At 40.9% G+C, this 21,707-nt stretch carries 31 protein-coding genes; 4 read left to right on the top strand and 27 right to left on the bottom strand.

Features of this window, described 5'->3' with window-relative positions; translation table 11 throughout:
• Positions 1-14: 14 nt before the first annotated feature.
• The 16 genes from TSIB_RS02960 to TSIB_RS02900 form a co-directional block, all read right to left on the bottom strand.
• On the bottom strand, positions 15-1,514 hold the full coding sequence (locus TSIB_RS02960) for a hypothetical protein (RefSeq protein ID WP_048160230.1): 1,500 nt from the start codon (positions 1,512-1,514) through the stop codon (positions 15-17).
• A 293-nt stretch (positions 1,515-1,807) separates the two neighbouring features.
• Positions 1,808-2,632 carry a hypothetical protein gene (locus tag TSIB_RS02955; protein WP_015848882.1) on the bottom strand — a complete coding sequence of 275 codons (825 nt, stop codon included), beginning with the start codon at positions 2,630-2,632 and terminating at the stop codon, positions 1,808-1,810.
• Position 2,633: 1 nt separating this feature from the next.
• Positions 2,634-3,680, bottom strand: a complete 1,047-nt coding sequence (gene amrS / locus TSIB_RS02950; RefSeq protein WP_048160229.1) for an AmmeMemoRadiSam system radical SAM enzyme — start codon at positions 3,678-3,680, stop codon at positions 2,634-2,636.
• A 10-nt stretch (positions 3,681-3,690) separates the two neighbouring features.
• Complete coding sequence (locus TSIB_RS10545) at positions 3,691-3,894, bottom strand: PIN domain-containing protein (RefSeq protein ID WP_228359824.1); 204 nt, start codon at positions 3,892-3,894, stop codon at positions 3,691-3,693.
• 38 nt (positions 3,895-3,932) lie between these two features.
• Complete coding sequence (locus TSIB_RS02940; RefSeq protein ID WP_015848879.1) at positions 3,933-4,130, bottom strand: hypothetical protein; 198 nt, start codon at positions 4,128-4,130, stop codon at positions 3,933-3,935.
• 52 nt (positions 4,131-4,182) lie between these two features.
• A complete protein-coding gene (locus TSIB_RS10155; RefSeq protein ID WP_148206152.1) occupies positions 4,183-4,326 on the bottom strand; it encodes an antitoxin family protein in 144 nt (47 codons plus the stop codon).
• A 64-nt stretch (positions 4,327-4,390) separates the two neighbouring features.
• Positions 4,391-5,095, bottom strand: a complete 705-nt coding sequence (locus TSIB_RS02935) for a permease (protein ID WP_015848877.1) — start codon at positions 5,093-5,095, stop codon at positions 4,391-4,393.
• Positions 5,092-5,793 carry a fluoroquinolone export ABC transporter permease subunit gene (locus tag TSIB_RS02930; RefSeq protein ID WP_015848876.1) on the bottom strand — a complete coding sequence of 234 codons (702 nt, stop codon included), beginning with the start codon at positions 5,791-5,793 and terminating at the stop codon, positions 5,092-5,094. Before TSIB_RS02930 ends, TSIB_RS02935 begins: the two co-directional genes overlap by 4 nt.
• Positions 5,790-6,641 carry an ABC transporter ATP-binding protein gene (locus TSIB_RS02925; protein ID WP_015848875.1) on the bottom strand — a complete coding sequence of 284 codons (852 nt, stop codon included), beginning with the start codon at positions 6,639-6,641 and terminating at the stop codon, positions 5,790-5,792. The genes TSIB_RS02930 and TSIB_RS02925 overlap by 4 nt, the downstream gene beginning before the upstream one ends.
• An 88-nt stretch (positions 6,642-6,729) precedes the next feature.
• Positions 6,730-7,182 (bottom strand): type II toxin-antitoxin system VapC family toxin, encoded by a 453-nt coding sequence (locus TSIB_RS02920; protein ID WP_015848874.1) that lies wholly within the window; start codon positions 7,180-7,182, stop codon positions 6,730-6,732.
• Positions 7,151-7,420, bottom strand: coding sequence for a hypothetical protein (locus tag TSIB_RS02915; protein WP_015848873.1), 270 nt, complete (start codon positions 7,418-7,420; stop codon positions 7,151-7,153). The genes TSIB_RS02920 and TSIB_RS02915 overlap by 32 nt, the downstream gene beginning before the upstream one ends.
• Before the next feature lie 56 nt (positions 7,421-7,476).
• The gene (locus TSIB_RS02910) at positions 7,477-8,142 is read right to left on the bottom strand and encodes a helix-turn-helix domain-containing protein (protein ID WP_015848872.1); all 666 of its coding nucleotides are present in this window, start codon (positions 8,140-8,142) and stop codon (positions 7,477-7,479) included.
• Positions 8,143-8,190: 48 nt separating this feature from the next.
• Positions 8,191-8,367 carry a HepT-like ribonuclease domain-containing protein gene (locus tag TSIB_RS10540; protein WP_266105277.1) on the bottom strand — a complete coding sequence of 59 codons (177 nt, stop codon included), beginning with the start codon at positions 8,365-8,367 and terminating at the stop codon, positions 8,191-8,193.
• Complete coding sequence (locus tag TSIB_RS10675; protein ID WP_266105284.1) at positions 8,325-8,459, bottom strand: hypothetical protein; 135 nt, start codon at positions 8,457-8,459, stop codon at positions 8,325-8,327. Before TSIB_RS10675 ends, TSIB_RS10540 begins: the two co-directional genes overlap by 43 nt.
• Before the next feature lie 103 nt (positions 8,460-8,562).
• Positions 8,563-8,916: a nucleotidyltransferase domain-containing protein gene (locus tag TSIB_RS10150; RefSeq protein WP_266105276.1), complete on the bottom strand. Its 354-nt coding sequence runs from the start codon at positions 8,914-8,916 to the stop codon at positions 8,563-8,565.
• Positions 8,917-9,100: 184 nt separating this feature from the next.
• Entirely contained in the window at positions 9,101-10,036 is a 936-nt protein-coding gene (locus tag TSIB_RS02900) for a thiamine-phosphate kinase (RefSeq protein WP_015848869.1), read from the bottom strand.
• 75 nt (positions 10,037-10,111) lie between these two features.
• Here TSIB_RS02900 and TSIB_RS02895 point away from each other — a divergent pair, with 75 nt between their 5' ends.
• The 3 genes from TSIB_RS02895 to TSIB_RS02885 are packed head-to-tail and all read left to right on the top strand — an operon-like array spanning position 10,112 to position 13,586.
• Positions 10,112-11,176, top strand: coding sequence for a galactokinase (locus TSIB_RS02895; protein WP_187146424.1), 1,065 nt, complete (start codon positions 10,112-10,114; stop codon positions 11,174-11,176).
• Positions 11,177-12,271, top strand: a complete 1,095-nt coding sequence (locus TSIB_RS02890) for a glycoside hydrolase family 57 protein (protein WP_015848867.1) — start codon at positions 11,177-11,179, stop codon at positions 12,269-12,271.
• On the top strand, positions 12,258-13,586 hold the full coding sequence (locus tag TSIB_RS02885) for an MFS transporter (RefSeq protein WP_048160228.1): 1,329 nt from the start codon (positions 12,258-12,260) through the stop codon (positions 13,584-13,586). Before TSIB_RS02890 ends, TSIB_RS02885 begins: the two co-directional genes overlap by 14 nt.
• On the opposite strand, the gene TSIB_RS02880 is transcribed toward TSIB_RS02885, so the two are convergent.
• Positions 13,572-14,843, bottom strand: a complete 1,272-nt coding sequence (locus tag TSIB_RS02880) for a glycoside hydrolase family 1 protein (RefSeq protein WP_015848865.1) — start codon at positions 14,841-14,843, stop codon at positions 13,572-13,574. The two genes, TSIB_RS02885 and TSIB_RS02880, sit on opposite strands and share 15 nt — an antisense overlap.
• Positions 14,844-14,888: 45 nt before the next feature.
• Between TSIB_RS02880 and galT the strand changes: the two genes are divergently transcribed.
• Complete coding sequence (galT, locus tag TSIB_RS02875) at positions 14,889-15,869, top strand: galactose-1-phosphate uridylyltransferase (protein ID WP_048160226.1); 981 nt, start codon at positions 14,889-14,891, stop codon at positions 15,867-15,869.
• Here galT and TSIB_RS02870 read toward each other — a convergent pair.
• The 10 genes from TSIB_RS02870 to TSIB_RS02825 all read right to left on the bottom strand — a co-directional run bounded on the left by TSIB_RS02870 (position 15,866) and on the right by TSIB_RS02825 (position 21,706).
• A complete protein-coding gene (locus TSIB_RS02870) occupies positions 15,866-17,131 on the bottom strand; it encodes a TIGR00375 family protein (RefSeq protein ID WP_015848863.1) in 1,266 nt (421 codons plus the stop codon). The two genes, galT and TSIB_RS02870, sit on opposite strands and share 4 nt — an antisense overlap.
• A gap of 28 nt (positions 17,132-17,159) precedes the next feature.
• On the bottom strand, positions 17,160-17,945 hold the full coding sequence (locus tag TSIB_RS02865; RefSeq protein ID WP_015848862.1) for a proteasome assembly chaperone family protein: 786 nt from the start codon (positions 17,943-17,945) through the stop codon (positions 17,160-17,162).
• Positions 17,942-18,121 (bottom strand): RNA-protein complex protein Nop10, encoded by a 180-nt coding sequence (locus TSIB_RS02860; protein ID WP_015848861.1) that lies wholly within the window; start codon positions 18,119-18,121, stop codon positions 17,942-17,944. The genes TSIB_RS02865 and TSIB_RS02860 overlap by 4 nt, the downstream gene beginning before the upstream one ends.
• The gene (locus TSIB_RS02855; protein WP_048160225.1) at positions 18,118-18,945 is read right to left on the bottom strand and encodes a translation initiation factor IF-2 subunit alpha; all 828 of its coding nucleotides are present in this window, start codon (positions 18,943-18,945) and stop codon (positions 18,118-18,120) included. The genes TSIB_RS02860 and TSIB_RS02855 overlap by 4 nt, the downstream gene beginning before the upstream one ends.
• 85 nt (positions 18,946-19,030) lie before the next feature.
• The gene (locus TSIB_RS02850; protein WP_187146423.1) at positions 19,031-19,222 is read right to left on the bottom strand and encodes a 30S ribosomal protein S27e; all 192 of its coding nucleotides are present in this window, start codon (positions 19,220-19,222) and stop codon (positions 19,031-19,033) included.
• A gap of 17 nt (positions 19,223-19,239) precedes the next feature.
• Positions 19,240-19,518: a 50S ribosomal protein L44e gene (locus tag TSIB_RS02845; protein ID WP_048160224.1), complete on the bottom strand. Its 279-nt coding sequence runs from the start codon at positions 19,516-19,518 to the stop codon at positions 19,240-19,242.
• A 140-nt stretch (positions 19,519-19,658) separates the two neighbouring features.
• Positions 19,659-20,246, bottom strand: coding sequence for a lysine exporter LysO family protein (locus tag TSIB_RS02840; protein ID WP_015848857.1), 588 nt, complete (start codon positions 20,244-20,246; stop codon positions 19,659-19,661).
• Positions 20,243-20,482, bottom strand: a complete 240-nt coding sequence (locus TSIB_RS02835; RefSeq protein ID WP_015848856.1) for a LysO family transporter — start codon at positions 20,480-20,482, stop codon at positions 20,243-20,245. The genes TSIB_RS02840 and TSIB_RS02835 overlap by 4 nt, the downstream gene beginning before the upstream one ends.
• Positions 20,483-20,520: 38 nt before the next feature.
• Entirely contained in the window at positions 20,521-21,357 is an 837-nt protein-coding gene (locus TSIB_RS02830; protein ID WP_015848855.1) for an aldo/keto reductase, read from the bottom strand.
• Entirely contained in the window at positions 21,335-21,706 is a 372-nt protein-coding gene (locus TSIB_RS02825) for an iron-sulfur cluster assembly protein (RefSeq protein ID WP_015848854.1), read from the bottom strand. Before TSIB_RS02825 ends, TSIB_RS02830 begins: the two co-directional genes overlap by 23 nt.
• Position 21,707: the final 1 nt, after the last annotated feature.

The following is a 21,707-nucleotide window of genomic DNA, read 5'->3' as shown; positions in this document are numbered from 1 at the left end:
AAAGGCTAAAGCCTTCAGTTTGATTCTATAAGGTCTATGAGTTCGTCAACTGCTTCGGCTGTCTTCATGTAGTCTTGTCCTGCAACTATGATGACGTAGTTGTCTGGGTCGTTTGGAAGTGGCTCAACGATTAATGCGTAGCCGTCCTCGTCCATGACATCCTCTTTCCACTCTGCAACTTTCTCTTCGCCGAAGACCTCTTCAAGTTGAGCCCAGACCTTGTTGCTTACCCATCCACCGATGATGTAGACATCCTTGGTGTTTTCAGCAACGTTGAACTCTGTCAAGTCAACTTCATAGTCTGGAACTGCAACTGCGTATGGGTCGATTGATGGGATCATGTATTGGGTGTAGGTGTCAACAACTCTCTCTGTGTACCAGACAAGGCGGTAGTCTGTTCCATCCTCTGTAGTGAGGAAGACATCAAGATCTGCAATTTCAAAGCCTTCACCAAAGTCAAGGGTTGCTGTACCGTTAAAGTAAACCCAAACTGAATCTCCTTCCCCTGTCCAGTTAAGCAACCAGTTGTCTACTACTGGCTCTCCCTTTTCAACTTCATCTGTGAACCAGTAGTGTTCCCAGTCAACGTAGATGTACTGGCTTCCAAGGACACCGAAGAATGTATCACCGATTCTCATGTGTACGAAGTTCTCAATTTTGTCCTTTTCTAGTTCCTTAGTTACGTTTGTTACCCCTGTGACACCGTAGTCACTCTCTAACTCACTCAATGTCTTAATCACGTTGTTGCCATTTTCATCCACGTACAAGAAGTAGTCAACACTCCTGTTCATGATTACGAGGTCTGCACTGTCTGCACCTGGGCCTTTGATTTGTACAAGAGCTCTTGGTGGGGTTGTAAGCTCATAGTCGATGAATTGTATGTCCCATCTCTCTATGTCTGTAACGGGGACGCCAACTTCATAGGTTTGGAGTGGCTCTGAAGAGTCTGAGTCATAGAAGTATGCAGTATCATTTAAATAAACGGCACTTCCAGGGAAGTCTGGGAATGGGCTTATATCTTCTCCAAAGTAGATCTTTATTGCTGGGTTTGCTGTGGTGCTGTTAATTGTGAAAGTCTCTTCAGTTGTGTTTGCATCTATCCTAGACCAGTCAAACCAGATTGTTATATTTTCACCAGCAGGCGTTGTAGTGTTTGGAACCTCTATTGAGTAGGGGAATGTTTCAAAGTCTGGAACGTATTCAGCTGCATTGAACCACCATCCATTGTCATCATCTTGAAATGCTTCTGTCATGTGTGTGTCTTTGGCTTTTACTTCTACCTCTGTTGATGTGATTGAGTCTTGGAATAGTGTCAAGGCGAGCCTTGCAGCTGCTAATCCATCTTCTTTAACGTGGACAACCTGTCCGTCAACCTCTGCGGTTGTTGGGAAGGCAATTACGGCTTTTTCAATATTAAGACCAGCATATACATTCTCGTTTTGAGCAGCTACTGCTCCAAGGCCCCCTGCTACAAGGGCGCCGACACCCAGTGCAATTATTTTTCTTGCTTTCATATCTTCACACCTCCAATACCTCGTAGGGGTTAAACCCCTAACTATGGTATTCTTCATTACCTATAGGTGCCTTGGGGTTTATATACTTTTCGCTTTCAGACCCTTTCTAACGATTAGAAAAGCCTTCTTTTTCCTCTAATGACCAAAAATGGCATTTACCTAATGCCTACACTCAATTCGCCTTTTGCCGATAATATCTTAACCAAAATTTAAATGTTAAGTGGCTCATTAATCCTCTGCTATGTAAAATAATTTATAAGCATTTCCATTTTTAAAAATAAAAGATCCAAAAATCAAGAAAGTTTAATTTTAAACGTGTCATGCTCAATGAGCTTCTTTTTGATGGGTCTATGAATGAGTTCATAAACAAAACTCGCCAAGTCCGTTAAGACATTCTGAAGTTCCGGTGCACTCACGTCAATCATTTCCGGTTCCATTATAGAGATCGCAACAGGAGCAAATTTTCCTGTAAGTTGGAAAAGGTTCTCAAATGAAGAGATCAATTCTGCAGCAGCCAATATGCGAAGCTTTCCATTTTTTTCTTCTTGGACTTTACTGACAATTTTGTTTATTTTAGCACCTTCATAGTCAAATGCTTTCTTTAAAACGTCTTCAATAGCCTTCTGATCTTCTCCAAATACCTCAACGACAAAGCGATAGAGAATTTCTCTGTCATCTATTATAAAGTCCTCTATTTCCTCTCTGCTATAACCAATTCTTGGTTCTGGGAGTTCATCAAGTCTAGGATAAACAGCTAGAGTGCCAAAATTCTTCATGAGCTCCCCTATGAAAAGAGAGACCTCTCCCAGAATTTTCATTAACTCTTTCCTTTCCATCTCCATTTTTGCGGGGGATATCACTTCAACAACCACTGGAGCATATTTCATTGTTGCTTTTACTATGTCCTTAAAAGAACCCTCGAGGTCTGCCTCTACCATCATTGAGTATTTTAACATGTCATCATCAGGATTCTCTAGAATCTCCTCAGCCCTTATATTTTCAACTTTGAGAGTATCTTCGTTTTTGAGTGATTTTACTATCTCCTCAACAGCTCTTTCCAAAGCTTTCTTATCATTGGAAAGGCCTTCGATATAAAATCTAACTTTCATTGTCGTCATATTACCACCACAGCCCTCTGTAATGTTTTTTCTTATATTCCCCAATTATCGGTATTGGTTCACCGCAGTATTCGCATTTTCCATTCTTTATGTGATACTCCTCTATGGTAAACCCCCACCGGACTATTAAAGGTTTTCCACATTTTGGGCAGTATGTGTACTCTCCATTATGGCCGGGAACGTTGCCAACGTAAACAAATTTTAGACCTTCCTCCTTTGCTATGCGGTAGGCTTTTTCAATGGTTTCGACTGGTGTTGGTGGCAAAGAGAGAAGCTGATAGTGCGGGAAGAAGCGGGAGAAGTGTACTGGTGTATCATCACCAAGCTCCTTCCCTACCCATCTCACAAAGGCACTTATCTCTTCTTCACTATCGTTGAGAGTTGGAATGATCAAGTAAGTCAACTCTACGTGGATTCCAAACTCTTTCTTGGCTATGATGGCCGTTCTTTTGCTCGGCTCAACCCCCGGAACCTTTGAAATTTTCCTGTAGAACTCATCCCTGAATGCTTTTATATCGATGTTCATGGCATCAATGTAAGGGGCCAAGGCCCTAAAAGGTTCTTCGTTTATGTAGCCGTTTGTTACAAGTATGTTTTTAAGGCCGGCCTCTTTGGCAAGTTTTGAAGTCTCGAGAACAAATTCATACCATATCGTGGGCTCGTTGTAAGTGTAGGCTATGCTCTCACACGCATAGTGTTTGGCCAATCTCACTATGGCCTCAGAGGTTGCATTCTCTAAGTAGGGGAAAGTCTCATTGCTCTGACTTATCTCCCAGTTCTGGCAGTGAATACAGTGCATGTTGCAACCAACCGTGCCAATTGAAAAAGCACATGAACCGGGGTGAAAATGATAAAGAGGTTTTTTCTCTATTGGATCGGCAGCCATGGAAGAAATTTTCCCATAATTGAGTGCATACAGCTTCCCATTAATATTTTTTCTAATCTTACATGATCCCCTTTGCCCTTCACTAATAATGCAATTCAAAGGGCACAAATGGCATCTCACCCTATTCCCCTCAAGGGGCTCCCAATACATTGCTTCTCTCATAATCCCACCACTAAGGAAGTTTTTCAAGAAATTCAACATTTTCAAAATCAGAGTCGAAAGTTGCTATTTTGTTAATCCCATGGGCTTTGCAGGCGAGCACAATTAAAGCATCATTAGGGAGGAGAGAATATCTTTCCATAATCTCAATTAACTGACTCAAGTCTGACGGAGGGGGTAAAAGGAGAACTGGCAGTTCAGAAATTAATCTATTCAAGTTGTTCAAATATTTTTGATAAATTGTGAATTCCCGCTTCAAGGTTTTTTGAGCTTTTTTAGCTTATAATCTCCATAATGCTCTTCAAAAATCAATCTCATTCCAATAAACATTGCCTCTTCTAGCGTGTTTATTGTTGTAGCAAATGCTTCCTCCTGCTCAAGAATTTTTCGAGCCTCTTTTGTTCTCTCGGTATAAAGCAGATAGCTGACAATTACATTTATGTAGATAACCATAGGTCATCCTCCAGCTCCAGGATTTCCTCGAGTTTTATCTTCTTTTTTAGTCTTATGCTTCCCTCAAGCTCATCCAAGAGCTTTTTTTGTCCCGTTTTCTAATCTCAACAATTAATTTTTCTCCATCCTTGAATGGGAGCTTTTTCAAAGGTTTTAAAACACCTTTTTCATAAATTACCTCAATTATCTCGCTCATTCTACTCCCCATTCTAGAATAAGTATGAACATAAATTAAGTTTTTGGTTCAAAAAGAAAAAAGATCAAAGAACTCTCTTTCTAAAAAGAAGGACTAGCGGAACAAGCCACACCAAGTGGACACCAATTGCTATTGGAAAGTCGCTGTAGTCGTTAAGTGGGATACCTTCAAATACTTTGTAGAGCCAGTAGGTCGGCAAGAATGCCGTGAACTTGCTCCAGTCCATTGAGAGGTTTCTCCAGACGACGACGAGCTTTATCAGCGGTGGCAGCATTAAGAACCATCCGAGAACCTTGGAAACCGTCAAAGCCTGCATCCTAGACTCTGAAAACACTGTGATCAGCAACCCATAAATCCAAACCTCAAAGACGAAGAGAACCCCTAAAGCCAGAAACCCCTTTTGCGAAAACTCTATGGCGAGAATTTTTGGAGATATAACTGTTAGTACGGCGGTAGTGATGGAGGTCCATGTAAGCCTGTATGTCAAAAAAGCTTCACTTGAGATAGGAATTACTTGAAGGGCCTGTATGGTTTTGTCCTCCTTCTCGTCGGCCATCATGAATCCGGGTATCATCCCCAGTATCATGGGGATAAATACCATTACAAGGAGCGCCAGTATCGGATAGTAAACGCCGATGCGATCCTTGAAGTAGCGGACAATGAGAAGGAGCACTAGTATCATTGTCACACTGTAAAGAAGCATGGGGTCTCTGCGAAGAAGCTTAAGGTCGGTCTTGTAGATAGCCCCAAACTTTTTCACAAAACTCATCTCAATCCCTCCACAGCATATTTGTAAAACCTTATTCTAGCTATGTAATATGCTATACCTGCCCAAACAATTAAAGCCACAGCGGACCATGTCATTGCGTCCCTAGAGATTTCCTCGAAGGGTGCCTTGAAGAAGTAAAGCCCGGGATAACTTGGGATTGCATAAAGGACTTTCCAGATTTCACTCGTCAAATAGCCATGATAATGGACAAATGGGAGGAGTGAAATTACCAGAACCCCCATTATCGGAACAAAGTAGTCATCCAAATCGTGATACTTTGCCGAGATTCCTATACCGAGGAGTGTGTAAACTATGGAAACTAAGAAGACTCCCACGATCACATATGGAAGTCCATTGAGGGAGCGGGTACCAATTGCCATTATAAGTATGGCTCCGATGATTGATAGCACGCTCAAAAGGAGTGTTTTAGCTAAGATATAGCTTCTCCACTCTATCGGCGTGACTGCTAAAGCACCTATCGCACCGTCCTTCTTTTCGGCGAATATCTCTGTTCCTACGAACATAAAACCAACAAGTCCCGGCTCAAAGAGGAGGAAGATCGGCACCATTGTCGGGAGGTACTGCTCGGGAAAGACCATAAGCATGAGACCATATGCTAATCCTATTAATATGTATACTGGGTAAACATAGCTTCTCACTCCAATGACAAGGTTTGTCCTGATTATGTTCCCTATCATACAAGCCTCCTCCCTGTCACTTTTAGGAATATCTCCTCCAATGTAGGCTCCTCCGTGTTTATTCTTCTTACCTCGTGCTCCTGGATGATTTTGAGGAACTTCTCGTTCTGGCCGATGTTCTCCAGTGGAAACTCCTTCACTGCAACGCCACCATTAGCAACGTATTCCACTCTAACAAGCCGTTTGCCCATTTTTACCTTAAGCTCACTTGGGTTGTCTACCAGTCTTACAGCACCATCAACGATGAACCCTACCCTATCACACAGCTCATCTGCAACATACATGTTATGAGTGGTCAAAAAGATTGTTTTTCCGTTTTCACGCATTTCAAGGAGCAGATCTTTTATTTTTCTTGCACTTGCAGGGTCAAGACCTTCAAGGGGTTCATCTAAGAAGAATACTTCGGGGTCAGGTAGTAAGGCCCTTGCCAAATCGAGCTTCTTCTTCATACCCTTGGAGAATCCGGCAACGAGCTGATTTGCTTCTTTGTCAAGACCAACCATCTTTAGGACATTCATTGGATCGAGATGCTTCTTATAAAAGCTTGCAAAGAACTGAAGGTTTTCAAGAGCAGTGAGCTTTGAATAGACGGCAGGGAACTCAAATGATACACCGATCTTGTTGTAGTAATCTTTACCCCATTTTCTCAAGTCTTTGCCAAAAACCTTGACTTCCCCGGTGTAGTCTTTGATGATCTTCACAAGAATTTTAACGGTTGTTGTCTTTCCAGCTCCATTTGGCCCCAAAAAGCCGTAGATTTCCCCTTCTTCAACTTCGAAGCTTAAATTCTCTACACCCCTAACATCGCCGTAATACTTCCTAACATTCTTAACTTCAATCACAGGCATGCTTTCACCAATTTAAAATAGGCGCTAGAAGTAGTTATAGTTAACCCCGCACATGTGCGGGACATTTGAGTAGGTTACATAATATAACTCAAACAATAACCGAGTTCAATCCCTCTGAGATAGCAACTTCGTTCAATCTTTTATCCCCGGTATAAAATTCATCCACATTTATCCTTTTTGATGAGAGGATCTGGAGGGCATCAGCTTGATATATGTGATATTTTTCTATCAGCTGCCAGCTCTTTTCAAGTATTGACGCATGCACAGGAATAAGCCTTAATATCCCTAATTGCTTCATTCTAAGAGTTTCAGAGAGAAATCTGGCCCTAACTAACTCATAACTCTCTATATCAAGCCTTTCAAGCCTTCTTGCTTTATCAAGAACCCCTAACACCTCACCTATATTCCAGAGACTGAATGAGAGCTTAACTTCTCCATTATACGCTTTTCTGTAGAGTTTAATGATTTCTTCGCTGTTCTTTTCCTTTACGTAGCGTTTAATTATGGCATTACTGTCCAAGTATACTGTCTTCCCGCTCATCCCGCATCGCCCTTACGAGTTCACTAACACTTTCTTTCGCAATAACAGGTTCAAATTCAATTTTTTCCTCAAATTCTCTGATCATCCCTCTCAAAGAATCTTCCACGCCTAAAAGAAGCTCCTCTGAAATAATCTCTTCAAGAAGTTTACTCAAATCCTTTTTCTCTTCAGCAGCATCTTTCTTTAATTCCCACCATAGTTCGGCATCAATATAAATGCTGGTTTTGATTTTTCCCATAGGCCTCCCTCTATAGGTAATTACCGAAAAGATGATTTAAAGATTTCGGTAAGAAATTAGCCTATAAGCTCCTCAAAGATTTTTCTCTGGGCTTTCCTCAAATGCTCCTTCACAGTTGAAGGGCTCAGGTTCAGCATCTCGGCGAGCTCCCTAAGGGTTATCCTCCTAGGATCATCGAAATAACCGCTCTTATATGCCAGGAGCAATGTTTCAAGCTGCTTTCCGGTGAGCTTTGAGAGGGGATTATCTTCTGGAGAATACTCCTCTATGCTTACCAGCTCCCCGCCATACACTTTCTTTACCACTGAGATAACGTCCCCCACAAGCTCATCCTCACAGATCACGTATAAATAAATTTCTTTGGATGTGAATGTGCCCTTTTCGAACACCACTACGCCCTTCTTTTGAATATCAAAAACCTCCAGGACGTTTTTGGGAAAAGGTGCCTCAAAAATGTTGGCTCTCACGTAGAGGAGATAGTGGTCGTTCTTTGGAATAAGCTTGGCATCTCTAACGTGAGGGATTTCAAGGAGTTTCTTAACAATTTCTTCTGCTTTTAAGTCTTCTTTGAACTTAATCTCCACAAGCTTCACCACGTCGCTTCCGAGGAAGAAGTAAGTATCTCCATAGCCCCACTCAACCAGATCCATGAACCACTTAAAGGCATTGAAAAATTCATAATTAACTTTGTCAATCGGAATCCTAAACTTTATCCTCTTCATAATGCATCAGAGATAGTTGGGGAGGGAAGTTATTAGGATTTCGCTCAGTTATTGCAATGAGACCAAAGATTCATAACTCTCAATCAATTTTATAACAATGTTGTACAGCTCATCGACCCTATTAAGGGCTTCGTTTATGATTTTCAAATTTAGTCTGTCGTATTTATGAACAATTGCGTTTCTTACAGCGTTAAATTGCCTAAGAAGTCCTGCTTCCTTTTCCAAGAGAATTCCATTCTCCAAAAGTCTTTAATGTTTGTATAGTCATCTTCAACAGTTATTCCCAAATCTTTGGTTAACATTGCAACAACATCCATAGCTATGTCCACACAGAGCTAGAGAGAATATAAGAGCGCTCTTTGAGTCACTTCATCCTTCATCTCATGTCGTTTAATAAAGCGATATTCTTCCTCAAACTTTTCAAGTTTTTCTAAGTATCTTTGCCTTCTCATTTGCTCTCCTCCTCAAATCTATCTTTTCCCTAACACTTGAAAACTGATTTTCTTTTATGCGATGCTCCATATCTTTCCAGAGCTTTCTAAATTGGTAGAAGTATTCGGAAAGTTCAAGCTCATTCTCATAAACTACCTTATGGTTTTTTATAATATCAATTTGAATATAAAGCGGAAGTTCCTCAAAAACTTTTATATCATATTTCTCGCCAAGCTTCTTCAGTACCCTCTCATATACACCTTCTTTTGGTTTAATCAGGCAGATATCTACATCACTCCTTTTTGTAGGTGAGCCTTTAGCATATGAACCATAAAGAACTATGGCTAAGCAGGAGGTTTTGAAATCTTTGAAGTCCTTTTTCAGTCGAGGAAAATGTCCATAACCTCACCATTAGATAAATAAAATCAGAAGAGATAAAAAGTTTTGGTATAGAGGGGCAAGCATTTAAACTTCCTCATAGTCTGAAGGGAAATTTAGCGCGCAAAAAGGCGTTCCCTACATTGCTTTAAAACTTCGAAAGATGCTCCCACCCCAAAACTGGCATTTTTTCGAGTTTTCCATTCCTCCTTAGGTAAACTCCTTCTCCCTTTTCGACTCTTCCAATCACTGCGAAATCAAAGTCAAGCTGATCCAAGTGCTCCTCAGGAATCGTAAAGATGAGCTCAAACTCTTCTCCAGAAGCTAAGGCAACCTCAATAGGGTCTAAGCCCAAGAGCTCAGCAACTTCAAAAACCTCCTCCCTTATAGGGAGCTTTTCCGCATTGATTATTATCTTTACTTTGCTCATTTCTGCTATTAAGTGCAGTTCTTTGCTCATGCCATCGCTTATGTCTATCGCTGCATTTGCATATTTGCTTAAAACCTGACCCTCTTTAATCCTCGCCTTTGGCTCCAAAAGCTTCTCGTAAAGCACCTTTCTTGTCCTCTCTCCTATCTTAAGATTCCTAAAATACACTTTAAGCCCGGCCAGAGCTCTCCCAATATCTCCAGTAACACAGACCAAGTCCCCAATTTTTGCACCGCTTCTCGTAAGTAATCTTTTAGTCTTTCCAACAGCTATTCCATCAATTATTAGGTCACAGGCTTCATTTGTATCAGCACTTATTATTGGCGTTCTATAAAACTCAGATGCCCTAGCAATTCCCCTTGAAATCCCTTCTAAATAATCCCTCTCAAAATCTCTTGGGACTCCAATGGAAAACAGAAAACCTATTGGCGTTGCACCCATAGCTGCAACATCACTAACATTCATTGTGAAGACCTTAAATCCTACCTGTTCAGGTGTCATTATATCAGGAACATCTGTAGTTCGCACCAACATGTCATTTGTGACCACTAACCATTCATTTTTCCATTTTATTGCACCAGCATCGTCTCCTAAAGGTAAATCTCCCTGAAGTTTAAGGTGTCTCATGAAGAGTTCTATTATCTCACGCTCCACATCGATCCCCCTTGATAGTACATTCTATCCCCATTAAAAACCTTCGGAGAAAGAGATTTATAGATGAATCACCAAATCTCTAAGATAACCATGTTGCGGGTACAATCCCCAGGAAGGGTTAATTTAATAGGAGAGCACACCGATTATACACTTGGTTACGCAATGCCTATGGCGGTTAATCTTTACACTGTTCTTGAAGGAAAAAGAGACGAAAATGTGAACATTTACTCGGATTATTTTAGAGAATGGCGTTCTTTTACACTTAATGAGCTTAAAAAAGAAAATTCTTGGATAGATTATATCAAAGCAATCTACTGGATACTACTGAAGAAAAAATACGAAATTCAAGGTGTTAAAGGACGAGTTTATGGAAATTTGCCCCTTGGAGCTGGCTTAAGTTCCTCTGCAAGTTTTGAATTAGCAGCACTGGCTTTTTTAAACAGAGCATATGACCTATACCTTCCCCCGCGCGATATGGCATTAATGGCCCAAGAAGCAGAAAACAAGTTTGTTGGAGTCCCATGCGGAATATTGGACCAGTTTGCAATTACTTTTGGTAAAAGGGATCATGTAATTTTTCTAGACACTGACACTTTAGAGTACGAGTACATTACATTCCCGAAAGATGTTAGTGTTGTGGTATTTTACACGGGTATCAAAAGAGAACTGGTCTCTTCTGCCTATGCAGAAAGAAGACAAATTGCAGAGGAGGTTTTGCGGATTTTAGGCAAGAGAACCTCCAAAGAAGTTAATGAGAGCGACCTAACACACCTCCCCTCATTTTATCGTCGCCTCTTTGGATACATTATACGAGAAAACAGGCGAGTTATACAGGTTAGACGAGCTTTGAGAAAAGGAGATATTATTGAAGTGGGTGAAATTCTCACACGGGCCCACAGAGATATTGCAAGAAATTATGGTGTAAGCTGTGAAGAGCTTGATTTCTTTGTAAATAAAGCTATCGAACTCGGGGCCTATGGTGCAAGGCTCACAGGAGCTGGTTTTGGAGGTTCTGCAATAGCCTTAGTTGAAGAGGAAAAAGCAAAAGAATTCGGAGAGGTCATCCTAAAAGAATACAAAAAGAAGTTCTCATGGAATGCAAAATACTTCATCGTAAAGCCTTCCGATGGGGTGAAGTAAGTGAGAGCATTGGTTTTCCACGGGAATTTACAATATGCAGAGATTCCAAAAAATGAAATTCCAACAGTCATTGAGAAAGCATATTTTCCCGTTATATCAAAGTTAATTAAAGCTGAAATTCCCTTCGGTCTTAATGTAACTGGTTATACCCTTGAAATCCTCCCCAATGAAATAATTTCTCTAATCAAAGAAGGCATTGAAGTTGGTTTAATTGAAATCCTTGGAACCAGTTACACGCATGCAATTTTGCCCCTTCTTCCTCTTAACAGAGTTGAAGCACAGGTGCAAAAAGACAAAGAAGTTAAGGAAAAAATCCTAGACACTTCTCCAAAAGGCTTCTGGCTTCCGGAGTTAGCATATGATCCACTGATTCCAGCTATATTAAAGGACAATAGTTATGAGTACCTATTTGCAGACGGTGAAGCAATGTTGCTCTCAAACCATCTAAATTCTGCAATAAGACATATAAAACCGCTTTATCCCCACCTCATACGAGCTCAACGGGGAGAGGGGTTTGTGTATCTAAATTATTTTCTTGGTATTCGGGAGCTGAAAAGAGCAGTTAAATTAGCTTTTAGCGGTAAAGTGGCCCTTGAAGCAGTTAAAGAGATCGATGCAGTTCCAGTATGGGTGGCCATAAATACCACCATAATGCTTGGAATTGGAAACTTCCCATTAATGAACCCAAAGAAAGCAGCCTCCTGGATAAAGGAAAAGGATGAAATACTTCTGTATGGCACAGACATAGAGTTTCTTGGCTACCGCGATATTGCAGGCTATAAAATGAATATTGATAGTCTCTTAATGCTCCTTGATCATCTCAATGATACAGTATGCCTGCCTTCGGAACTTAAGCACAGCGGAAGAAGACTCTACCTAAGAACCTCAAGCTGGGCCCCCGACAAGAGTTTGGACATATGGACCAAAGATGAAGGCAATGCACGATTGAATATGCTTTCCATAGGATTGGAGGGAGAATTAGCATTCTTTGCAGAGAATAGTGACGCCAGAGGGTGGGAACCTCTTCCTGAGAGGAGGTTAGATGCATTCAAAGCAATTTATAAGTCTTGGAGGGGTGAGGATGAGAAATCTTAGAAGGAAAATCTCAATTGTATTGCTCGTACTGATGGCAGCTTTTTTAATGGCTGATCAGAATCTTCTACCTCCAAATTATCAGCAGATAATGGCAGAATTCGGGATCACTGAAACTCAAATGGGCCTTGTTTCAACGATTTTTGTGGCCACAAGTGCTCTGATAACAATAGTTTGGGGTTTCTTATCTGACATAGGACAGAGAAAAAAGCTCCTTGTTATTGGAGTCCTTCTCGGAGAAATTCCATGCTTTTTAACGGCCTATGTTCAAAACTACTATCAGCTACTGGCAATGCGGTTTTTAACTGGTATCGGAATAGGTTCCATAATTCCGATAGGGTACTCCCTAATAGCGGATATGTTCGAGGAAGAAAAGAGAGGGAGGGGATATGCATATATCGAGACAGCCTTTGGATTTGGTACTCTCTTCGGTATGATAGTGGCAGGGCTTATAACCAGCTGGCGACCACCTTTCATAATTGCAGCTGTACCAAACTTTATCCTTGCACCGCTCTTCTATATCGTGGCTGAAGAGCCAAGAAGAGGAGAAGGGGAAAAAGAGCTTAAGAAGGTTCTGGAAAAAGGCTATGAGTACACGTATCGACTGAATAAGGAAGTTATCAAAAAATCCCTTAAAACGAGAACTAATATCCTCATATTCATCCAGGGAATAATAGGGACAGTTCCATGGGGTATCATAATGTACTGGCTTGTATCATTCTTTATAGTTACAAGGGGAATGGAAAAAAGCACAGCTACCTTTGTACTCCTGCTAGTTGGCCTTTCCACAGTCATAGGTAGCCTACTAGGAGGATTCGCAGGAGACTACTTTGAAGCACGAGAAAAAGGAGGAAGAGCCATTATAACTGGTCTGGCAATTTTCTTGGGCATGATAGCCGCTATAGGCATGATCATCTACCCTCTCCCCAGCGAGTTGACTTTAATTCACTGGATTGGTTTAATGATATATTCCTTTGTTTTAATTCAGTTTGTTTCCTATGCCGGCCCAAACGTGAGAGCAATAGTATCTCAAGTAAATCTCCCTGAAGATCGAGGGACAGTTTTTGGACTTTTCAATATACTGGACAATGTGGGAAAGGCCACAGGGCCCCTATTCGGGGGTTTTCTAATAGAAACTCTGAGAAGTGCTGGCTATTCAGATGCATTGGCATATGAATACACACTTCTAATCGGAGCTCTCTTTTGGATACCCTGTGCAGCAGTATGGCTTTGGATAAGGAAGAGCTATCCAGAAGATAGAGATATGGTAAAAGAAACATTAAAAAAGAGAGCCATTGAATTATCAAAGGCCTTTTAATCCATATTTTTTGATTAATTCTTCGCTTATTTCTTTCTTCTGAGCTATTTCTCCATAAACATAAGCGCTTTCCCTCGGTTTCCTTTCATATGTCTTATAATCAATCTCAATCAGTCCAAATCTGGGCTCAAATCCCTCTTTCCACTCGTAGTTGTCCATAAAAGACCAGTAGAAATACCCTCTAACATCATACCCCTCATCTATGGCCTTTTGCACGTATTGAAGATGCTGGACAACAAACTCTTTCCTCCACTCGTCGTCCAGTGTTGCTATGCCATTTTCTGTGATGTACATTGGCTTCTCATAACGAGAAACTGCAGTTATTGCTTTGTATATACCCTCAGGATAAACGCTCCACCCCATTTGGGTCTTTCTCTCACTCAAATCTGCTAATTTCGCCTCAAAAAAGAATTTAATTGGGTTCCAGCTGTACTTTACCTCGCTAGCCGTGTAATAGTTGACCCCTATAAAATCGACATCGCTCTCAGGAACAGTGTAAGTGCTGAGAACACCTTTAAGCTTGCCACTCCATATTGCATCGAGGAAATTCCAATTAAAAAGATTATCAGCCTTTTCTGCTGCTTTTTTGTCTCTTTCCATATAACTTGCTGCGAGCATTATGGGTATGTTCTTTACTATCCCAACTTTAAGCCTGCTACTAAGAATTTCATACGCCAATGCATGTGCCTTGAGAAGGTTTGCAGCGACTTTAAATGCTTTGAATGGACTCTTTACAAAAGGAGGCCAATAGGCAGTTAAGTAACCCATCATAACATAGACCATGGGTTCATTAAAAGTTGCAACAAGTTTAACATCCTTTAAAATCCCAGCAACTGTCTCAACATATTGCTCCCAGTATTTTAGGTTCTCTTCTTTTGCAAACCCTCCCCTCTGCATAAACCAAATGGGGGAAGTAAAATGATGCAATGTTACATTCGGGGTTATGCCGCTCTTAACTAGAAGCTCAATAATCTCCAGATACCTGTTTAATGCATTTTCATCAATCTCGTTTTCCTTTGGAAAGATGCGGCTCCATTCTATAGAAAAACGATATCCATCATAGCCAAGGGAATGCATCAGTGATATATCTTCTTTATAAAGTTCCCAGTGGTTGCAGGCCTTTCCAGACTTGTAGGGAAGCTTTCCTATTTGCTCGTAGTACCACCAGTCATTCCACTTGTTATTGCCTTCAATCTGATGAGAGGATGTGGCAGTTCCAAAAAGAAAGGACTTGGGAAACACAATCACAGCATTCACCAAATTATTTATTTGTGGTTATGTCTTAAATCTATTGTGATGGTTATGCGTGAACTTCGATATAACCCCTTAACCGGACAATGGATCATGGTCTCTGCTGTGAGAAAGAACCGACCTTGGAGGCCTAAAAATTTCTGCCCTTTCTGCCCAGGAGGTGAAGAGACTGGTTATGGATGGGAAGTGCTCTTACTTCCTAATCGTTTCCCAATGTTTTCTTTCAACGCCCCTAAACCTGAAAGTAAGGGTTTTTATAAAAAAGCTCGTGCTCTTGGTCAATGCAGTGTTATAGTGGAAACCCCAGAGCATGGATTGAAAGACTTGGAGGAACTCTCCATAGAGCAGATGACTAAGGTTGTCCAGCTCTGGAAGCAAATCACAGAAGAATTAAAAAACAACCCCCATATTGCATATCTATCAATTTTTCGAAATAAGGGTGAAGAAATAGGTGTGAGTTTAACCCACCCCCATGGACAATTGTACGCTCTGCCCTTCATACCATTGAAGGTTCGATTAAAGATGGAGAATTCTAGAAGGTACTATAATCGGTTTAAGAAATGTCTATTCTGCAAGATATTAGATGAAGAGCTAAAAGGAAAGCGGTTGATCTACGAAAATAATGACTTTATTCTCTTCCTACCTTTCTTTGCAAACTGGCCTTTTGAAGTACATATTTATCCAAAAAGACACATCCAATGGCTCACTCAACTAACCCAAGCAGAAATCCTCAACTTAGCAGATATCCTAAGAGTGACTACAGGCACCCTTAATTCTCTTTTTGAAAGACAAATGCCATACGTGATGACCGTGTATCAGGCCCCCTTTAAAGGAGAGTGCCCCTTCTATCATCTGCACATTGAGTTTTATCCACTCCTCAGGGAAAAAGATAAACTAAAATATGCTGCTGGGATAGAAATGGGTACATGGGACTTCACCTACGATGGAATCCCAGAAGAGAACGCTCGAAAACTCAAAAATGCTTGCAAAAAGATTAAGGACAAAATAGACATGAGAGGGAAATGTGTTTAGTCTCTTTTTATGAAACTCAACAAAGAACTTTGTTTGGGCCTATAATACACTTCCACACCCTTAACCTCAATACTCTCAAGATCTTCAAGTCTTGCTCTTTTGACTTCCTCAGGTAGTTTTATCTCTCCGTATTTTCCTCCTCCACCAGGAACAATAATAAGTTTCTCATTCCTGAAAGCCCAGATTGCTTTCGCTATTTCATCCCCAATAAGCTCTGCTATAGCCTCTACAGGAGCATCGACAAGAACTCTGATCTCACTCCCGAATTCTTTCAGAAGACGTTCCCATATACTCTTTACAGACTTAGTTTCAACTCCTTTGTTTAGAACCATTGCAATTATTTCAGCCAGCGGTGCAAGGTGGAGGTAAGGAGGCCTATCTTTGGGCCTTTCATCCGTATCTGCAAGCTCAAGGATCCTATCGTGAACGCCCTTCTTTATAACTCCCCCACAGAGTTCACATCTCCATCCCAGTCTCTTTGCATCTTCAAGACGGTATTTAGTATAGCACCTTGAACATGCAGTCAGGTGATATTTTCCAAGTCTTGGATCTAAACCAGCGTTAAGAACAATCTTTCTTCCACCCCGTTTCAAGATAGCTTTCTTAATCTCTTCAAAAGTTGCATCTTCTACTTCAAAGCGGTTAAACTCTCTTCCAAGGCGATGTGGCTGTGGGGAATGAGCATCAGAATTTGACAAATACACGAGGTTGTGATGAGCTTTAATCTTATCAGCCATATATGAATCAGCAGAAAGTCCCAACTCAAGAAAATGGATCTTGTAATTACCATAGGCCTCTTTTATGGAATTGTACTCTTTATAGAGGGCTGTCCATGGTGTAAATGCATGACTCGGGCCTATTAATACATCAAACTCATTGGAGAGGTCTGCTATCTCGGATGCATTTAAACTTAAATGTGGTCTCCCTTCACTTTCAACATCCTTAGAATAATGTTTAAGCCTTTCTCTAAGCTCTCTTACTGTCTCAATGTTGGGAAAAATAAGAAGATGATGTACCCTTTTATTATCCTCCACCTCCGCTGTAAGGAGAAACTTTATTCCTTTTATTTCATAAGTACCCTCATCAACTTTTTGACTATATTTAAGGAGTTCACCTTCCCATTTCGGGTTTAAAATATCTCCTGTTCCAACGATTCCAAGCCCCTTGAGCTTTGCGTTCTCCGCCAGAATGGGAAAGGTCATTAATTTTGAGACTGCTTTAGAGTATCGAGAATGAATATGCAGATCTGCATCAATGAACATGAGAACACCTCAAAATGAAAAAATAAAATCAGAGGTATCCTCTATCTTCTTCTTCATGTGGTGCTTGAGGCACTTGCTGTTCAAACATGGCCCTCTGCATCTCTTGGACCTTTTTCAGTATTTCCTCAGTCTCCTTGGCCCTCTCATCAAGAGCACTCATGTCAATCTCCAGGTTGAGAACTTTAGCAACCACACTTAAAACGGCCTTAGCAGCCTTGGCATCTACAATATAACCAAGACTCTCTCCTAAGAAGCAAACCCCCTTCATTCCCCTAAGTTTCCCAATGCCTAGAAGAAGACCTGCTGCTCCGACAATAGCCCCTCCTTCATCTTCTCTGATGACCACCGGTAATTCTTTGTATTTTTCCTTTGTCTCTAGATCTGTAAATGAGGCCAATACTTTGGGTTCTCCATCCAGTTCTGGGACCTGATAACCACCCATTGTTATTATGTCTCTTGTGCCAAACTGCTCCACGAAATCAAGCATTTTTCCAACAACTTCGAAGTGGCCGTAACTGTCAGTTGGAGGAACTTGAGTATCTCCAGTGACAATTATCAAATCTCTATGCTCTTTATCCGGGCTTTTCCAGTAGTAGAACTCATTTCTCATTAAATCTACTGTTGAGTCTTTCTTTACTATAACTTGGTGCATAAAACGAGGGGAATAAAGCTCGGCAAATTTCTTTGCTTTAAGTTCTTGAATCAAATGGTCTGCAGCAAGTTTACCAACCAATCCTATTCCTGGTAAGCCCTCTATGAATATAGGATCATATACCTCGGGTTTTTCATAAACAATTATCATACTTTCTTTCATTTTTTCACCCCTATACCAAGCGTTTCCTTTTTAAGTCTCCTCCTGTACTCCCCATAAGGATCCTCGGGGGAAAACTTTGGAGGATGAGCTAACTTTGTTTTTTCACCACATAGTGGGCAGGTTTCCTTTAAGGTGTACTCTCCACATTTTGGACATTTTTTAATCTTAAACCTCATGCCTCTCTCCTCTTAATTTTCCTTATTTTTCTTTCCTTCCTTATTAGAGAGGCCTCTCCATCAGCTTGTTTTATAACATTCAATATTTCAGCGGCAATTTTCTCTAATACTGCCTCAGCCTTATAATAATCGGGTGCCGTGATGTCTATGCGGTATCTTGGAGCTCCAAGATAACTGAATTTAACATCAACACCTTTTTCTTCGTTTGCTGTATCCCTAGCTTTTATCAAGGCTTCCTTAATAACTTCAACACCATTTGGAGTGGGGACTGTGATCTCAAATTCCGCATCTATCGTAACCGTGGGGATTTCAACATAACTCTTTATAATCTCCTCCAGAACAGGGAGCCATTCATCTGGAATGAGGCCCTTAATGATTTCTATTCCATTTTGAGCAACATCTTCAAAAGCTGCATACACTTCTCCATACTCCTCTTCCAATGGGATCCAAACTTCTTTCCAAGCAGTTTCAAAATCCTTACCCGCTCTTTCAGCGGCTATTCTTAAGAGATTCTCTGCTTTTTGGCCTCTCTTGAATTCCTGAAGCTTAGCCTTTCTCTCCTGTTGCTTAACCCTTTTGAGACTCAAGTCTATGTGGCCTTTGGTTGGGTCAACCCTTATGACCTTGGCTACGATTTTTTGTCCTTCTTTTAGGTAATCCCTAATGTTTCTAACAAAAGTCGGGGCCACTTCGCTTATATGCATGAAACCATCTTTCCCTGGGTACTCGTCAAGGGACAAGAATGCTCCATAATTATGAATATCTTTAACAGTTGCAACAACAAACTCCCCCTCTTCCGGAAATTCTCTAGCTCTCCTCGGCATTTTCATCATCTCCCTAAATTCTATCCTATTAATTGGTACAAGTCATAAGTTTTTAAGGTTTTGGAGAAAAGAGTTAGAAAAGAGATCACTCTAAGACCTCGAGTACTTTGGCCTTTATAATCCCTCGGCCGCCAGCAGGTTCCACTAAAGTTGAGCCACAGACCAAACAGCGGACTTTTGTAGCGGGGTTGCTGAAAACAATCTGTTCATTTCCACAGTCAATACACTTGACTCTAAGGAACTTTGATTTTGGCATGGAGATTAAATCCTTTGGCATTGTCATCTTAACCCACCTCACACAAGCTCAAATTTCTTTACTCTGAATCCTTGGCCTCTTGTGTGGGCCTTTCCACATTCTGTACATCTGTATCTTAAATCAAGCTTCTTTACTGGCTTCTCTCTTCCAGCTGGGTTTGGTCTTGGGAAACCCTTGTAACCCTTAAGAATTCTCCTGAATCTTCTTTGACCAGCGCTAAGCTCACTTCTTGGCCTCTTCTTTACCCTTTCGACCTTGTGAACTGTGTGCTTCTTACAAAATGGACAGTATGTTCTTATCTGCTTTGGATATTTCATTTTTCCACCTCCCTCGTACGCCCGGTAGGTTCCTTCACGGAGACCCCCGAGCATGAACTCATGACAGTTCGAGAACCCTTATGTTGAACCCTTTAAAACGTTTTTGGAAGGGTCTTAAAGGCCCAAACATCCAAAGTATTTCAAAAGAATTGAAGGATCAACGGAATCAAAAATGGTGCTATAGCGGTCAGAATAAACCCGTGTACAAAAGCCAAAAGTGTTATCTCAGTTCCCCCAAACTTTGCAATTATCGGGAGGGTGGTATCCATCGTTGTGGCCCCTCCCATTACAATCCCGACTTCCTTTGGAATTCTCTTTATGGCAATAGGATAAAAGATTATGGTAAGAATTTCTCTGGTTAAGTTTGCAAGAAATCCAATAACACCATAAATAGGTGAATAAGCTGCCAAAAGTGGACCTGTAAGAGAATACCATCCAAAACCAGCCGCAATCCCCAATCCCCATTTTAAGGACACATCTAAAAGCATTGAGGCAAAAAACCCCCCAATAAGTGAACCTATTATAGTTGCTACTGGTAGCAAAAGGGCCATTTTACCAAGCTTTCTAAGCTCCTCCCCAAGCCCTTTACTCTTTCCTATATCAACACCAATTATAAATATCAACAGGTAAAGCATAAACTCATAGAAGTTCCCAAAGTCAAAGGTTGTAGTCTTTCCAACCAGCATTCCCAAGACCAAGGTAACCAGGACAAGATAAAGAAGACTCATCTCCTCACCCCCAGCAGAGCCACAAACAAGCTCCCTAGTATCGTAAAAGAAGCGAACACTATGGAATATAAAAGAAGCTTAAAAGCATTTATTTCAACCCTGCCTGCTTCTATTCCCATAAAAAAGATCAATAGTAATAGGGCCACAGTCATAGGTTTGTCCATGCTAATTTTAGCCTTATTCTTAAGCAAATAACCTGTTAAAACCCCTGCTAAGAGTGGTATGAAGATGTTCATGAGTTAACCTAAAGTACATAATAGTAATAAAGTTAACGCTAGATGCACCTCAAAGCAGCTTCATAGTCTTCTTCACTTAACCTCCATCCCATTGCACCAAAGTTTTCTTTTATGTGATATTTATTGGTGGCCTTAGGGATGGCAACAACATTTTCTTTCCATATTAGCCAGTTCAACGCAATTTGTGCAGCAGTTTTCCCATATTTAATCCCTATCTCGCTTAAACACCTATTCTTTGCGAGACTTCCTTTTTCAAGCGGAGTATATGCCATAAGGGTTACATTCTCTCTTCTCATGTACTCCAAGAGGCCACTATGTTCGGGCCTACGGTCTTTAAGAGAGTATTTAACCTGGTTAACCATAATTTCGTATTTTCTCATAACTTCCTGACTCTTTTTTAGAAGTTCCAAGTCAAAGTTACTCACGCCTATATATCTTATCAAGCCCTCATCCACAAGATCCTCCAATGCGTGAAGTGTATCCTTAATCCTTCCGAAATTGTCAGTAGGCCAGTGGAGCAAATAAAGGTCTATGTACGTACCAAGTCTCTTCGCACTTGCCCTTGCTGCCCTTTTGGCACTTTCATATCCAAAGTGTACGGGCCAGATTTTACTTACTATGAAAATATCTTCTCGCTCAAACTCTTTAATCGCCTCACCAACAAGTTCTTCACTGTGACCAGAGGCATAGAATTCTGCTGTGTCTATAAGGTTCATTCCAAGCTCAAGTCCGTATCTTAGGGCATCTATACTTTCCTCGTCTCTTGAGTAGTCCGGCGTTTCCCGCCCTCCGACTCCCCAGGTTCCCATTCCTATTGCCGTAACTTTATCGTCTCCAATTTTTTTAAAATCATTAAAAGGTTGCACTTTCTTCATTTTTCTCCCTCCACTCTTCAAGTAAAAGACCCATTTCGTTATACACCTGAACAATGCCAAATCCACTTTCCTTCAAAACATTGATAATGTCCCTAACAATCCTTTTCTGAACGTTCATTGCTAAGGCCTGACAAAAATGACAGCTTGGTGTGGATTTAACTAAAAGCAACCACACCATAGCTTTTTTGCCTTCAACCGTTACCCCATAAACAAGGCCCTCTTCAACAATGTTGAGTTCCGTTTCAGGATCCTTAACTTTTTTGAGCTCTTCCACTACTCTCCTAACCTCAGGTGGAAATTCTTTGGTGCCTACGGGGGCCTTTTCCTTAAGAAAGTTTAAAAATTTCATC

Source organism: Thermococcus sibiricus MM 739, assembly GCF_000022545.1.
GTDB lineage: Archaea > Methanobacteriota_B > Thermococci > Thermococcales > Thermococcaceae > Thermococcus_A > Thermococcus_A sibiricus.
This window is presented reverse-complemented; position numbering and strand designations above follow the sequence as displayed.